The following is a 15,410-nucleotide window of genomic DNA, read 5'->3' on the forward strand; positions in this document are numbered from 1 at the left end:
CATATAGCCACTTTATTTTTAAAATAGATATAATAGATTTCTATAAAAAAGAAATACATGAAAACCGCTCTAGTAAAGCTATTTTTAATAAGAAAAACTTATACTTATTTTTATACTATTAGTTTTACTTATTACATGTTTTTAAACCTAAAACGGTCTATTTCTTTTACAATTTCAATTAAAATTTAGTAGCAGCTTCACTCAATAATTCATTGGAATCTTCCTTGGCTTTTTGAACAAATTCTTCAGCGCCTGGAATACTAGAAATTTCTTTTGAGTGCGCTTTCGCGAAAGCGTATAAACTCTCAATACCCGCCATACGAGTTCCCACTTTTTTTGCGGCTGTGTTAAAAAAGCCTATTACCTCTTCTTCTGTCAAATCTACCGCTAGTTTTTGGATCGTTTCCATAGTTGCTAGACGTTTCTCTTCTGGAAGATTAGCCAGTTTCTTACCTAACTTATTGATTTGACTCAACGCTGAAGCTTTTTGCTGAGGCTGTGCTTTTTGTTGCTGTGCTTTATTTTGTTGTGGCTTTGGTTTTTGTTTTGCCCAAGAATCACGCAATCCTACTGTACGATTAAATACCAATTTTTCTGATGTACTGTCTGTATCTACATTAAAATACCCCATACGCTGAAACTGAAACCTGTCTCCTACCTTCGCCTCTGCTAAATACGGTTCTAAATACCCTGTAATTACGTTTAGAGAGTTTGGATTGATGTATTCCATAAAATCTTTATCCTTATCTCCATCGGGTGCCTCATGGTTAAATAAGCGATCGTATAAACGTATTTCTGCAGGAACGGCATGTGCTATTGACACCCAATGCAACGTCCCTTTTACATGACGTTTAGAGGCTTCTGTACCGCTTCCTGATCTACTTTCTGGGTCATACGTACAATGAATTTCTGTTATTGTTCCGTTTGCATCTTTGACAACACTCTCCCCCTTGATGATGTATGCATTTTTTAAACGTACTTCTTTACCGAGTGTTAATCGGAAAAATTTATTACCTGCTGCTTCCTTAAAATCTTCTCGTTCTATATATAATTCTCCACTAAAAGGAACTTGATGTTCTCCTGCATTAGGGTCTTCAGGATTATTTTCGGCAGTGAGTACTTCTTCTTGTCCTTCTGGATAATTGGTAATCACCAACTTTACAGGATCTAAAACACCCATCACACGTGTAGCCGTTTTATTGAGATCTTCTCTTATATTAAATTCTAATAAAGAAACATCAATTACATTTTCACGCTTTGCAACTCCTACTGTATCAATAAATTTACGAATAGCTGCTGGTGTATATCCTCGTCTACGTAATCCAGAAATGGTAGGCATACGTGGGTCATCCCATCCAGAAACGATATTTTCTTCTACCAAACGTAGTAGCTTGCGCTTACTCATAATGGTATAACTCAAGTTTAAACGAGCAAATTCGCGTTGTTTTGTACGTACATCTTCTCCTGTATATACTTGGTCTAGAAACCAATCATATAGCTTTCTATGAGGCTTAAATTCAAGCGAACATAAACTATGTGAGATTTGTTCTATATAGTCACTTTCTCCGTGGGTCCAATCATACATAGGGTAGATACACCAATCGTTTCCTGTACGGTGGTGTTCTTTATACATGATACGATACATCATAGGGTCTCGCATCAACATATTTGGATCAGCCATATCTATTTTTGCACGTAAAATGTGTGCTCCAGCTTCAAACTCTCCCTCTTTCATACGGGTAAAAAGATCTAAGTTTTCTGCTACCGAACGATCACGATAAGGCCCTGCAACACCTGGCTCTGTGGGGGTTCCCTTTTGTTCGGCAATTTCTTCACTTGTTTGACTATCTACATAGGCTTTTCCGTCTTTAATTAGTTGGATTGCCCAGTCATATAATTTTTGGAAATAATCACTAGAATAACATTCTTTATCCCATTGGTAGCCTAACCAAGCTACATCTTCCTTGATCGCATCTACATATTCTTGCTCTTCTTTAGCAGGATTAGTATCATCAAAACGCAAGTTTACAGGAGCATTGTAGGTCTCCCCGAGTCCAAAACTGATACAAATCGCTTTACAGTGCCCAATGTGTAAATACCCATTAGGTTCTGGTGGAAATCGAAATCGCAATTGGTCTTTTGTATAGCCATTTGCTAAGTCGTCTTCTACAATTTGTTCTAAAAAATTCAATGATTTATGTATATCACTCATCTGCCTAAAAATTGAAGGCATAAAATTACGGAAAATCAAGTTGAGAAATTTACCAATAAACTAGTAAGTTTATTAGTGTGGTAATAAATTACGTATTTTCGGCACTTTAATCCCCAAAATAGGACATATCTATGCTATTCTTTTTCGGTACAAGAGCATCACGAATAAAACAAACACAACTCGCAGGAAATACTTCTTGTCCTTACTGTGAACAGCAAAACACTTTTATTGCAACTACTTTTGGTCGTTATTTTCATATTTTTTGGATTCCCTTTATTCCCATATCAAAAACTACAATACTTGAGTGTTCACATTGTAAAAAATCGTACACTGAAAACGAAGTTCCAGTATCTATAAAAACAAGTTTGCAACGTGATGAAGAGTTAAATCCTACCAAAAGACCTATTTGGCACGGCTGCGGATGTCTTTTAATAGTCGCAATTATTTTTATCACTATTATTACGTCTATTATGGGTTATCTTTTTAATAAAGACGAAATTGATGCTAGCTTAAATGATACTAGAAGAGAATATTTAGAACGTGATATTAATAATACTACTGCTTACCCTGAGAGAGCAAAAGACACTATTTCTACTACATTAAAATCTTGTATTAGTTTATCTATAGAGGGTATTGATACAGATGAAATAAGATACTTATCAAAAATAAATGATACCAAACTACTCGTTATTCTTAAAGTAAGTGATATGAAAAATATTGCAGCATCCAGTAGAAAAGAACTTGTATATGCAGCTGAAGAATGTTTAGAATATATTGATACAGGTAAAGCAAATGAAATTTATATTGCAGTAGATGGAAATTATAATATGCTCATGGTTAAAACACCTTATGAAAAAGATTTAGGAGGAAGGTTTGCAGATGAAAGTTTATTATTACCTTTTTATAGTTCAAGAGCAGAAGAAACAGTTATAGAAACAACTAAAGAAGAGAGTTCAAATTAATATGGGAAAAATAAGAGTAACCAATATTAGAGTATATGCCTATCACGGGTGCTTAACAGAAGAAAAAAAGATAGGGTCTGATTATCGAGTAGATGTTGAGGTAGATGCCGATTTATCAAAGAGTGCGCAAACAGATCAATTAGGAGATACAGTAGATTATGTACTTCTCAATCATATTGTAAAGGAAGAAATGTCTATGTCTTCTCATTTATTAGAAACAGTTTGTGAACGTATTTTACAACGTTTTATAGATCAAGAACCCCTCATTAGACACGCTACTGTTCAGGTTTCTAAATTAAATCCGCCTATTGGAGGTGATGTAGAAATGGTCACTGTAGAGCGTAGTAAAAGTAGATCCTAAATTATATGCATATTTTTATGCTATATTTTTTGTTCTATTTTCTATACTCTTAAAAAATATATTACATTTGCAATCACCTTAAAAAGGTATCGTGGCCGAGTGGCTAGGCAGTGGTCTGCAACACCATCTACAGCGGTTCGAATCCGCTCGATACCTCAACAAAAAGAGCTTCATATGTGAAGCTCTTTTTTTGTTAGTGAAACTTAACTTTAAAAAAAATGCAACGCAACCCTTTTGTATTCATAGCATCTTATTAAAAAATAGGCTCATGAATACTCTTAAAAACACCTTACTTCTTTTTGTATGTATCCTTTTTTCTGGATGTTCATTGCCAGATGATGATGTTGGTCCCGAAAACCAAGAAGAAGACTTAGAGCTCTTACAAGAGTTATTTGCTGAAATTACAGTAATAGCTGATCAGTCTTGTACTGATGAAACCCTATGGGAATTTGTACCCTATGGATCTAAAGCATGTGGTGGTCCTCAAGGATATATTGCCTATCCTACGACTATAGATGTAGAAACATTTTTACTATTGGTAGAAAACTATACAACAGAAGAATCTATCTATAATGCTACTTATGGTATTGGATCTACTTGTGATGTTACTGCCGAACCGATAGCTGTGATTTGTGAAGACGGAGCTGCTGTATTGGTCTATGAGTAGAAATGGTATTACTCTCTACTATCTCGAAAGTTTTCAAGACCTTTTTTAATATCCATTTTGTCTTTCGGTAAAAAGCCTTTTACGGTTAATACGAGTCCACAAATAATAAGAATAAGGCCTAGTAATTTTTTTACTTTAAAGATACGTCTAGGTGTGAGATATCCTTTTAATTGCTTTGCTAATACAATTTTACCTAAGTCTACTACAAAATAGGTGCTAAGCATAATTCCTAAAAAGGTAAAGAGTCGTACAGGATCATTATCTACTGTAGGTCCAACTACGATAATAACACCTAGCCAAATAACAAGAACACCTATATTAATAAAATTAAGTAAAAAGCCTTTTATAAAAAGCTGTAAGTATCCATGTTTTCCTCCTTTTACTCGTGTGGGATCTAGCATTTCTCGTGTAGGTCTTTTTAGATACATCATCAGACCATATACAATAAGTATGACACCTCCAAAGACATAAAGACCCGGAGCATTACTGAGGTTTTCTAATAATTGATAACTACTTAAATAAGCTATTCCAATAAATACGATATCGGCTGTAAAGACACCTAAATTGAAGATAATTGCGGCTCTAAATCCTCTGGTAGCGGCTGTTTCAAGAAGCACAAAAAATACTGGACCTATCATAAATGCCAGTACGAGACCAGAGGTAAGTGCAGCAGGAAAATCTTGAAACATATAGTTAAACCCGTATTATGCAATAGAACATCTATTACGTCTTAAAATCACTGCAAAATAAAACGTTTTACTGTATTTTTTAAATATAACCATAGCTATCGCTATGATAAAATTAAGAAAACACTTTATTTTATTATGCTTTTAACCCTCATTACGAAATTATACTACATAATTCGGGTTGTATCCTTTTACACAAAGTTAGGGAATGCCAGTTAACCTCCAAAGAACTCTTTGTTATATATGCTTTCGCGAAAGCGTATATTAAAAAAATAAAGGCATATACAACGTATACACCTTTATCCATTATCGAACTATTTAACACTTATAAAATCCTTATTCTTCCTCCAAAAGTTCTTCTACGTTTTACTTCTGCAGGTTTTCCATATACATCTACATCGCCTCCAGCACGTATGGTGATATCTGCTTTTTTAGAAGCATATACTTCTACTTCTCCCCCAGCCTGTACAAATACTTTTGACTCTTCTGTTTCTAAATCTCTTCCTTCATAAATACCTCCTGTATTTACAGTAACATCTTGGGTTTTTGCCAATCCTGTAGCTTCTATAACACCGCCTGTAACGGCACGCATATTGGCATTTCTTACTTTTAATCCTACTTCTATACGAGCACCTTCTTGCATTTTAATCTCAATTTCATCCTGCTCTATCAATTCATTTGAAGTAATCTCTGCGCCTTCATTTCCATCAATGGTTTTTAGGTTATTGTAATATACATTTACAAAGGTGTTGTTTCCATCAAAGATTAAATCAAATTCCATACGGATTTTTAATTTTCCATCTTTATTAATCACCTGAACCTGACTTGCATCTGCTCCAGATACCACCACTTTGTTTTCATCTGATTTTACGAGGTTTACTACAATTCGGTCGTATACTTTTACGGTATCAAAATCTCCTACGTTTTTGGTAATTGGGTTTTGTCCAAATGTAATTGCTGCTATACATATGGCAATTACTGTTATTATGCTCTTCTTCATTTTGTTCTTATTTGTTATAGAGACCAGACGGTTTGGAAAGTGTTACAGTTTTTTAGAAAAAAGAATTGGACTTGCCGTGGTTTCGGTACAATTTTCGTTCAATACGAAAATCACTAAACCACCTTTGATTCTCTTTTAATACTATCTTTTTCCTTGTCTTCTATATAGATTATCTGTAGCCTGAAGGAGTTTTCGTTTAAGATTTTTATCAAGATCAGGATGTGTGGTTAGGTAATTTTCTACAAGTGTATATGCTTCGGCAGAGGTATATTGTCCTATGGTATTATTTAACCATCCTAATGGGAAAAAAATATCGCCTGTCTGCTGAATCTCTTCTAGTAACTCTAAACTTAACGCAACGCTAGTGCCGTTTTCTTTTTGATGTAATGGGTGATGTATATAGGAACAGGCTGTTTGTACCCAATTTTCTTTTTCGCGGTTTGTAGCGTCTTTAAATGATTCAAAGAAAGCCATTCTCACAGCAGTATCTTGATCTAAGGCTGGTGTTAAGAATTCAAAGCGTTTTATTTTATCAGGATTGGTCAATTCTGATTTCGCTTTCGCTAAAATTGCCTCAGCTTCCGGATGTCCATAAAGTGCTAATCGTTGTGCTAAACTAGTGTAATTATCTTTATTTAAAACCAAATTATCTATCGTCTCTTCTTTATTCCAAATACGATATAGTGTTGCCATTCCTTCTGCTGAATGTGCTATAGAACGATAGGCATTAAAGAGTATTTTCTTTATGTTCTTTGGTTCCGATTGTTGTAATCTTTTATATAAAACCGTTTCTATTTTTGACTGATAGGCTGTTCGCTGTTGTTCTGTAAACGCATTCCAATACAGACTAGAAAGCTGTCTTGTAATTAATTGTAAAATAAGTTCGTTTGTTTCTGTACCTACTCCTTTGATGCTATTTTCAAATACTGTTGCTGTTGCTACCGTTCCTTGTAATGCTTGTTCATAGAGATTAAGATACGTCTGTGCTCTTGCTACTTCTTCTTGAATATAAGGGGTTTGTAATATGGCATCTACAGGAAATACACCATATCCAAAGCCGTTGCTATTATATATGATATATAAAGGCATTGCATCTCCTATCGCTTCAGATACATCAATCGTTTTAGCATTGCTTACTACAGATATTTTCTTCATTCTATCTGGATATACTAAGCTAATTTCAAAAGATTGTGGCCATATATTATCAGAGCCATCTTCTGCTTTTTGAGATACTGTAAAGTGTTTGATCTTATGGTTGTCATCATATTGAACATCACCAGAGAATACAGGTCTCCCTGCCGAATTCACCCAGACATCACTCCATTTTTTTAAATTTAATGTTGTCTTCGTATCAAGAATTTCTACCAGTCCGTTCCAATCTGCATTTCCATTTGCATAGGTGGCTATGTACTCTCCTATTCCTTCTTTAAACTTCTCTTTGCCTAGTGAAAGTTCTAGTTGGCGCATCATAATAGGTGCCTTATTATAAATAATACTTCCGTATAGAGAACCTGCATTTTTAAGATTATCTAGCTCCTGACGAATAGGATTGGTTCCTTTTGTACGATCTACACTATAGGCTCTTGGATAATGTGATGTTAAAAACTGTAAGTCATGGTTGATATCTGTAAAGACTGGATTTACAATCTTATCTGCCATAAAATTGGCAAACACCTCTTTCATCCAGACATCATTAAACCACTCCATGGTAACGAGGTTTCCAAACCACATATGGGCAGTTTCATGGGCAATGAGTTTGGCTCTGGATAATTCTTGAGTTCGTGTAGCGCTAGTATCTAAAAACAAACTAGACTCTCGGTATTGAATGGCTCCTGTATGTTCCATACCACCATATTGAAAGCCTGGAATGGTTGCAAAATCAAACTTTTTAAATGGAAAATCAACTTGCGTATAGTTTTCTAAAAAATCTAATGAAGACTGGTGTAATTCAAAAATACGATCGGTACTGGCTGCTATTTTTTCTTTATTGGTTTCTCTGTACAGCATGTTCATAGTACGCTTGGTATCTTGAGAGGTTACTTTTTCAAATTGTCCTGCAACAAACGAAAACAGATAGGTACTCATCTTATCTGAAGGTTCAAACTGATAGGTTGTAAATATATCTTCTGTTTCTTTAGATGCTAATGGTGCACCACAGAGTACTTCCCACGCAGAAGGTGCACTAATTTTTACAACATAATTGGCTTTGATATCTGGCTGATCAAAACAAGGAAAAACGGTTCTTGCACGATCTGGAACTAATAGTGTATATAAATAATCGTCATTACGATTCAGGGATAATTCTCCCGCTATAAATCCAATATCAATGGTGTTTTTTCCTAGTTGTAAGGCTTCTGTAGGAATGATGAGGTGTTCTTTTTCGTGCGTAATTTCAATGATCTTTTCATTTACAGCAACGCTACTGATATGGTTTTTATCTTCTTTAAAGTCTAAATATAATGGGTTTGATAGATCATTCACTGTTAGTTCTAGGGTTACTCGGGAAGTAATAGGTAGGTTCTTCTTTTCTGGAATGACAAATGATAGGTTATATACTACATCTGCTACTTGTGAGCGTCTATAGGTTGCCATATCTAAAGGCACGCCTGTATCATTTAAGGAGGTTGTTTCTGGGGTAGTTGTTTGTTTACAGGATAGACACAAAAGGAGTGCTATTGTAAGGCTACTAATAGATTTAAACATAGATTTTTTATTTTGAAATGAAGACCGCTTCGCTATAAGAAATAAGACGTAGGACTTATTTTAAATATTTAATTTTTGTAGAGAAAGATAAGGAAATCTTGATGTCTTTTTGAAACAGGAATCAGTATGATAGGTTATATAATTAATACGCTTTCGCGAAAGCGTATAAGAGAGACTATATCTTCTTACCGTACCTAATATTTGTCTGAATCTTTTTTCTTTAAAACCCTCATTCCTGTTTCTCCCAGAGGGAGAAATGATCTGGTTATTGGATAAAAGTAGCTTGTGTATTTTAAAAAACCTTACTCTATACATATTCTAACTAGTGAAAACCTGAACTATTGAAACAAATTCAGCACAGGCACGTTTAGGTTGACGTGGGTGAAATAGCGTAAGGTAGCTTCGATACAATTTCTCATGCTTCGAAATCACTCAGCTACCGGTTTTTTAATTCTTTTTGGGATATACTTGGTATATTTTCGCGAAAGCGTATATCAACTAGAAAGCTGTTTAAAATTCGAGTATTTATACGGGGGTATATTTACGTGTTTTCCTATAGTTTTGAAAGATAATCAACCTAACACCATTTCTTATCTGAAATTACTTTATTAAAATTGTTCTTTTTGCGCTATGCTTCCTTATAAAATAAAACCGTAGCTATGGCTATGCTTTGATTTTATAGTTCGCCTTTCACAAAAATATTCAATTTTCTTTACGGCAATTTCAAATAAGAAATGGTATAAATACTTATACTATGGATTCAAACTCACTTTCAAGACTAGGTCTTTCTAATGAAGAAATGGCTATTAAATACGGTCCGCTTTCTGGACTTATAGGTACTTGGACAGGAAATAAAGGTGTTAATCTTATTGCTGTTCCAGACCAAAAAGGAGATTTTACGTTACTAGTTGCTCCTTATTATGAAACTATTGAAGTGACTGCATTAAGTAGTACGACACCCAATAGAGGTTTAAAAACCATCGAAAATATACCTACTTTAATGTATAGTTTACGTATACATAATGCAAATGACAATAGCTTAATGCATGCCGAAAATGGTATTTGGGAACTTCTAGATGGCTCAAAAGATAATGATGGCTACAATCTTGCTCGTATCTCTACAGTGCCACATGGAGACGCTATTATGGCATTAGGAAAATCTTCTGTAACCAATGGAAGACCTAATATAGATAAAACAGCAAGTGCAATGCCTACAGGTGGTTTACCTCCTGTGTTAGGATATACAGATGTGTATCACCCAGAAGTAGTATCTGGATTTACCAATGCAACTCCTAATACATATCTTACAGATTATCTGGATGCACAAGAGAAAGCAGGAAAAGTAATTACAAGTAGTACTAATCTAATAGTAAGTACCGCAAACAATGGAGGTATTAATAATATTCCTTCTATCAATAAAAATGCAGATGCAGCCGCTTTTGAAAGTGTTTTTTGGATAGAAACGGTTCAAGATAAAAACACAGGACAGTGTTTTCAACAATTACAATATTCTCAAAACACCACCATTAATTTTCCTGTAAAAGGAACTCCAAAAGGAGAAACGATACACTGGCCCCATTTTAATGTAAATACATTGGTAAAGCAATAAATTTAAAATGTATACGCTTTCGCGAAAGCGTAAGACTATAAAATAAAAGCCTCTGAAGTAATATATCAGAGGCTTTATAAATTGATATCGATTTATATCTTAAAAGAAATTATCTATAAATCGTATTTGTTCTTCAAATATGATTCCTTGAGAATTATGTTTTTTTAAAATATCACCTATATGTTGTTTAAGTCCTTCTGGTAATATGGTATCTGTAGTGATTTGATACAATTCGTCACCCGTTAGATATTTAATTTCTATAGCACCATCTGAATGAAATATAATTCTTTCTACTTTTTCAGTACTGATATCTTTTTCAAATTGATGTATAGAAATAGGGGTACTATTTCTAGAATTTGAACAGGATACACTTATCAGGAATACTATTAAAATTAAGGACAATCTTCTCCAGCTATACATATAATTATATCTATTTTATCAAGTGGTTCACAATCAGGAGCTACTCCTCCTGTTATTTCTAATTGTTGTTCTCTACTTAAAGCAGTATTAATAACTTAAAGAATTGCTTTCGCGAAAGCAAAATAACATATTACTCTATAATTAATTTTTGAGAAGATCTTCCTTTATCAGTCATTACATCCATAATATAAACTCCTTGTGATAGGTCTGATACATCAATAGTTTCTTGTATACTTGTTTTTACTGCCTGACCTATACTATTATATATAGTTATTTTTTGTAATGAGCTTTCTTGTTTTAATCCAATAGTAACACTAGTAGAAGCTGGATTTGGATAGATAGAAAATTGAGATTGTGATACTTCTTCTATTGAGAGTACACTACTTAAATCAAATACACGTACATGACCTGAATCGTTTCCATTACCATCATTATTTAAAGCTCCTATAGCCACAATACTGCCATCTGAAGATAAGCTTACAGATATTCCTGAAAAATCATTTGATCCTTCGCCATCTATATCATCTCCTATTTGAGTCCAAACACCGGATTGATTCCTATAAATGCGCACGTGACCTGCGTCATTTCCATTATCATCATTAAAATCTGCTCCTATAGCCACAATACTGCCATCTGAAGATAAACTTATAGATCTTCCTGATCCATCATTTGATGTTTCGCCATCTATATCATCTCCTATCTGGATCCAAACACCGGATTGATTCTCATACACACGTACATGACCTGAGTCGTTTCCGTTATCATCATTTCCCTCAGCACCAATAGCGACAATAGTACCATCTGAAGATAAACTTACAATTCCTGAAAAATCATTTGATCCTTCACCATCTATATCATCACCTATTTGAGTCCAACTACCCGATTGATTCTCATAAATACGTACATGACCTGAGTCGTTTCCGTTATCATCATTTCCCTCAGCACCAATAGCGACAATAGTACCGTCTGAAGATAAACTTATAGACCTTCCAGAAAAATCATTTGATCCTTCACCATCTATATCATCTCCTATCTGAGTCCAAACATCCGATTGATTTTCATACACACGTACATGACCTGAGAAAGTACCATTACCGTTATTAAGATTTGCGCCAATAGCTACTACAGTACCGTCTGAAGATAGACCTACAGATCTTCCTGATTGATCATTTGATGCTTCTCCGTCTATATTTTCTCCTATTTGGGTCCACGTTCCATTTATATTTTCAAATACACGTACGTGACCTGAAAAATTTGATCCATTAGAAGAACCTATAGCTACTATACTACCATCTGAAGATAAACTTACAATTCCTGATCCATCATTTGATCCTTCGCCATCTATATCATCTCCTATTTGAGTCCAAACACCCGATTGATTCTCATACACACGTACATGGCCAGAACTAGTTCCATTCCCATTATTACTAGGAGCACCTATGGCTATAATAGTACCATCTGAAGATAAACTTACAGAAAATCCTGATTGATCTCCTGATGTTTCTCCATCTATATCGTTCCCTATTTGGATTTGTCCATAAGATATTATAGGAAATAAAATAAAAAGTAGTAATTTTTTCAAAATAAAATAGTTTAAGGTTGATCTATAAAATTAAATGTATTTATAAGTACAGTATTGGAAAGTAATTACCGATAACAATTTACTTAATACACATTATATAAAAAGAACCTAAAATATTTTATTCCTTCACGCCTATCAAATGGAAATCAAGATGCTTCTTGACAAGATCTGCTTCTTTTACTTTGACAATCACCTCATCACCAAGAGTGATTTGATTTTTGGTACGTTGCCCAATAATAGAATAGGTGTCTTGATCAAACTCATAATGATCGTCTTTAATATCTCGTAAACGAACCATTCCTTCACATTTATTAGAAATTATTTCTACATAAATTCCCCACTCAGTTACACCCGAAATCACCCCTAAGAATTCTTCGTCTTTATGATCTTGCATAAACTTGACTTGCATGTATTTTATGCTATCACGTTCTGAGTTGGTTGCCAGCTGTTCCATGGCACTAGAATGTTTACATTTTTCTTCGTAGGCTTCTTCACTCGCTGATTTACCACCATCTAAATAGTGTTGTAGTAAACGATGTACCATTACATCTGGATAACGACGTATAGGGGATGTAAAATGTGAGTAATAATCAAATGCGAGTCCGTAGTGACCTATATTTTCTGTTGAGTATACTGCTTTAGACATGGTACGTATGGCAAGGGTATCTACCATATTTTGTTCTTTCTTTCCTTGTACATCAACGAGTAGGTTATTTAAAGAGCTTGTAATGCTCTTACGGTCTTTAAGGTTAAGCTTGTATCCAAAATTACCTACTACCTTCTCTAAGGCTGCTAATTTCTCGTCATCTGGTTCGTCATGAATACGATATACAAAAGTATGCTTTGGTGTTTTCTTTCCTATAAACTCAGATACTTTACGATTGGCTAACAACATAAACTCTTCAATAAGTTTATTAGCATCTTTTGACGTTTTAAAGAAAACCCCCGTTGGATTGGCATCTTCATCTAAGTTGAATTTTACTTCTACTTTATCAAAAGAAATGGCACCATCTTTCATACGTTGTCTTCGCATTAGTTTGGCAAGTCTATCTAGTTCTAAGGTTGCTTCCACCAATGTATCATCTACCTTGTATGTTTTTCCAGTTAAGGATACTTCGGCTGGAATTTCATTTGTTCTTGATTCAATAATGGCTTGTGCTTCTTCATAGGCAAAACGTGCATCACTATAGGTTACAGTACGTCCAAACCATTGGTTATGTATTTTCGCGGAAGCGGGATCCATTTCAAACACTGCAGAAAACGTATATTTCTCTTCATGTGGTCGTAAGGAACAAGCGCCATTACTTAAGATTTCAGGAAGCATCGGAACTACTCTATCTACTAGATATACAGAAGTAGCACGCTCATAAGCTTCATCATCTAAAATGGTTCCAGGTACTAAATAGTGACTTACATCGGCTATATGGATACCTATTTCATAGTTTCCATTTTCTAGTTTTTGAAAACTTAAGGCATCATCAAAATCTTTGGCATCTTTTGGATCTATCGTAAATGTGAGGATATCTCGCATATCACGACGTTTTGCTATTTCTTCTTTTTTGATAGAGGTATCTATCTTATTAGCATAATCTTCTACCTCTTTAGGAAATTCATATGGAAGACCATATTGTGCTAAAATAGAATGAATTTCTGTATTGTGTTCTCCTGGTTTTCCTAATACATTAGTTACTTTTCCAAAAGGAGAATCTGCTTTGTCTGGCCAATCTTCTAGCTTGACAACTACTTTATCACCATGCTCAGCTTTTCCTATTTTTTTAAGAGGTACAAATACATCTGTATACATCTTATTACTTTCTGATGTGTGGACAAATGCAAATTTTTTCTGTATTTCTATAACACCAACAAATTCTTCAGTTTTACGTTGTATAATCTTAACAATTTCACCTTCATGTTTTTTACTACGGCGTTGTTTATATACATATACTTCTACTTCATCACCATGCAATGCTTTGTTTAAGTGATGTGGGGGAACATAAATATCTTGTTCCATATCTTCTACCATCACATAACCACCTCCTTTACCAGAAACATCTAAGATTCCAGTATGGTAATTACGGTTAGGTGTGAGTTGGTATTTACCTCTTTCAGGTTCTATAATTTGACCTTTAGCTCTTAGTTGTCCTAATCTTTTAATCACCATATTGCGACTACTCGTATCATTTACATCGAGTTTTGCACATATTTGTTTGTAATTAAACGTTTGGTGGTGATCTTCTTTAAGGATACGCATGATCCTTTCTGTGAGGTTATTTATCTTGGCAGAACTGCGTCTGCGTTTCTTTCTAGTCATTTAAAATTGTGTAATCATATTGTATTTCTATTATTATAGAAATGTATTTATTTTTTGCTTAATGAATGTATTGTGATGCATTTTGAAGGATAAATGCGTGTGTACCGTGAAGTCTATAAAAATAGAATGAATTCTTTAAAATAAATTCATTAAGATTACCGCAAAGCTACGGTTTAAATATTAAATGGAATGTTTATAGTATTATTTTAAGATTAAATCAATGTTTTATAAAGGTTTATAAAAAAAATAGAGACTTGAATAAGTCTCTATTTTTTTGTGTTTTATGTTTTATATGCTTTCTTATTTCGTCATAAATTCCTTGAAAGCGTATTTAAAATATATATTATAGATTATTCTATAATCAATTTTTTAGAAGCTTTTCCTTGATTTGTAGTCAATTCAAGAATATACATTCCTTTTGATAAGTTTGATGTATCAATCGTAGTTTCTATACTTGTTTTTATGAGTTGTCCTAAATTGTTATAAATAGTGACTTTTTCTAAGATATTATTTTGATCTATTTGTATAGTAACAGAAGTACTTGTTGGATTTGGATAAATAGAAAATTGAGATTGTAAAACTTCTTCTGTAGAAAGTACATCACTTAAATTAAATACACGTACATGACCAGCATTAACACCATTTCCATCATTAGAAGGAGCACCAATAGCAACTGTAGTACCGTCTGAGGATAAACTTACACTATCTCCTGAAGTATCTTGAAGTGCTTCTCCATCTATATCTTGTCCTATTTGAACTTGTCCAAAACTTACTAATGGAAATATTAAAAAAATAAGTAGTAGTCTTTTCATAATTATATTTTGAAAAAAATAGTATATATTATTTAAGTTGAAATAATATAAAATTTAATAAAAATATACTTAATCATCGAAAAAT

12 protein-coding genes and 1 tRNA gene are annotated in these 15,410 nt (G+C 33.8%); 5 read left to right on the forward strand and 8 right to left on the reverse strand.

The window, feature by feature from the left end:
- Positions 1-178 precede the first annotated feature (178 nt).
- Positions 179-2,212 carry a glutamine--tRNA ligase/YqeY domain fusion protein gene (locus tag Q1A01_RS02470; protein ID WP_299675441.1) on the reverse strand — a complete coding sequence of 678 codons (2,034 nt, stop codon included), beginning with the start codon at positions 2,210-2,212 and terminating at the stop codon, positions 179-181.
- Between the two features lie 131 nt (positions 2,213-2,343).
- Here Q1A01_RS02470 and Q1A01_RS02475 point away from each other — a divergent pair, with 131 nt between their 5' ends.
- The 4 genes from Q1A01_RS02475 to Q1A01_RS02490 all read left to right on the forward strand — a co-directional run bounded on the left by Q1A01_RS02475 (position 2,344) and on the right by Q1A01_RS02490 (position 4,202).
- Positions 2,344-3,174: a zinc-ribbon domain-containing protein gene (locus Q1A01_RS02475; protein WP_299675444.1), complete on the forward strand. Its 831-nt coding sequence runs from the start codon at positions 2,344-2,346 to the stop codon at positions 3,172-3,174.
- A 1-nt stretch (position 3,175) separates the two neighbouring features.
- On the forward strand, positions 3,176-3,535 hold the full coding sequence (gene folB / locus Q1A01_RS02480) for a dihydroneopterin aldolase (RefSeq protein WP_299675446.1): 360 nt from the start codon (positions 3,176-3,178) through the stop codon (positions 3,533-3,535).
- A gap of 85 nt (positions 3,536-3,620) precedes the next feature.
- Positions 3,621-3,691: transfer RNA gene (locus Q1A01_RS02485), tRNA-Cys, on the forward strand.
- A 112-nt stretch (positions 3,692-3,803) separates the two neighbouring features.
- Positions 3,804-4,202: a hypothetical protein gene (locus Q1A01_RS02490; protein WP_299675448.1), complete on the forward strand. Its 399-nt coding sequence runs from the start codon at positions 3,804-3,806 to the stop codon at positions 4,200-4,202.
- A gap of 8 nt (positions 4,203-4,210) precedes the next feature.
- Here the strand turns inward: Q1A01_RS02490 and Q1A01_RS02495 are convergent, their stop codons facing one another.
- The 3 genes from Q1A01_RS02495 to Q1A01_RS02505 all read right to left on the reverse strand — a co-directional run bounded on the left by Q1A01_RS02495 (position 4,211) and on the right by Q1A01_RS02505 (position 8,591).
- Positions 4,211-4,891, reverse strand: coding sequence for a LysE family transporter (locus Q1A01_RS02495; protein ID WP_299675450.1), 681 nt, complete (start codon positions 4,889-4,891; stop codon positions 4,211-4,213).
- A gap of 322 nt (positions 4,892-5,213) precedes the next feature.
- On the reverse strand, positions 5,214-5,888 hold the full coding sequence (locus Q1A01_RS02500; RefSeq protein ID WP_299675453.1) for a head GIN domain-containing protein: 675 nt from the start codon (positions 5,886-5,888) through the stop codon (positions 5,214-5,216).
- Positions 5,889-6,029: 141 nt separating this feature from the next.
- A complete protein-coding gene (locus Q1A01_RS02505) occupies positions 6,030-8,591 on the reverse strand; it encodes a M1 family aminopeptidase (protein WP_299675456.1) in 2,562 nt (853 codons plus the stop codon).
- A gap of 754 nt (positions 8,592-9,345) precedes the next feature.
- On the opposite strand from Q1A01_RS02505, the gene Q1A01_RS02510 reads away from it, so the two are divergent.
- Positions 9,346-10,200, forward strand: a complete 855-nt coding sequence (locus Q1A01_RS02510) for a heme-binding protein (RefSeq protein ID WP_299675459.1) — start codon at positions 9,346-9,348, stop codon at positions 10,198-10,200.
- 99 nt (positions 10,201-10,299) lie between these two features.
- Here Q1A01_RS02510 and Q1A01_RS02515 read toward each other — a convergent pair whose 3' ends face one another.
- From Q1A01_RS02515 to Q1A01_RS02530, 4 genes are all read right to left on the reverse strand, one after another.
- Positions 10,300-10,602: a hypothetical protein gene (locus tag Q1A01_RS02515; RefSeq protein ID WP_299675462.1), complete on the reverse strand. Its 303-nt coding sequence runs from the start codon at positions 10,600-10,602 to the stop codon at positions 10,300-10,302.
- Positions 10,603-10,750: 148 nt separating this feature from the next.
- The gene (locus Q1A01_RS02520; RefSeq protein WP_299675465.1) at positions 10,751-12,202 is read right to left on the reverse strand and encodes a T9SS type A sorting domain-containing protein; all 1,452 of its coding nucleotides are present in this window, start codon (positions 12,200-12,202) and stop codon (positions 10,751-10,753) included.
- Positions 12,203-12,320: 118 nt separating this feature from the next.
- Complete coding sequence (rnr, locus tag Q1A01_RS02525) at positions 12,321-14,513, reverse strand: ribonuclease R (protein ID WP_299675468.1); 2,193 nt, start codon at positions 14,511-14,513, stop codon at positions 12,321-12,323.
- Positions 14,514-14,863: 350 nt separating this feature from the next.
- Positions 14,864-15,325 (reverse strand): T9SS type A sorting domain-containing protein, encoded by a 462-nt coding sequence (locus tag Q1A01_RS02530; RefSeq protein WP_299675471.1) that lies wholly within the window; start codon positions 15,323-15,325, stop codon positions 14,864-14,866.
- Positions 15,326-15,410: the final 85 nt, after the last annotated feature.

The organism is uncultured Dokdonia sp., assembly GCF_947492815.1.
Lineage (GTDB): Bacteria > Bacteroidota > Bacteroidia > Flavobacteriales > Flavobacteriaceae > Dokdonia.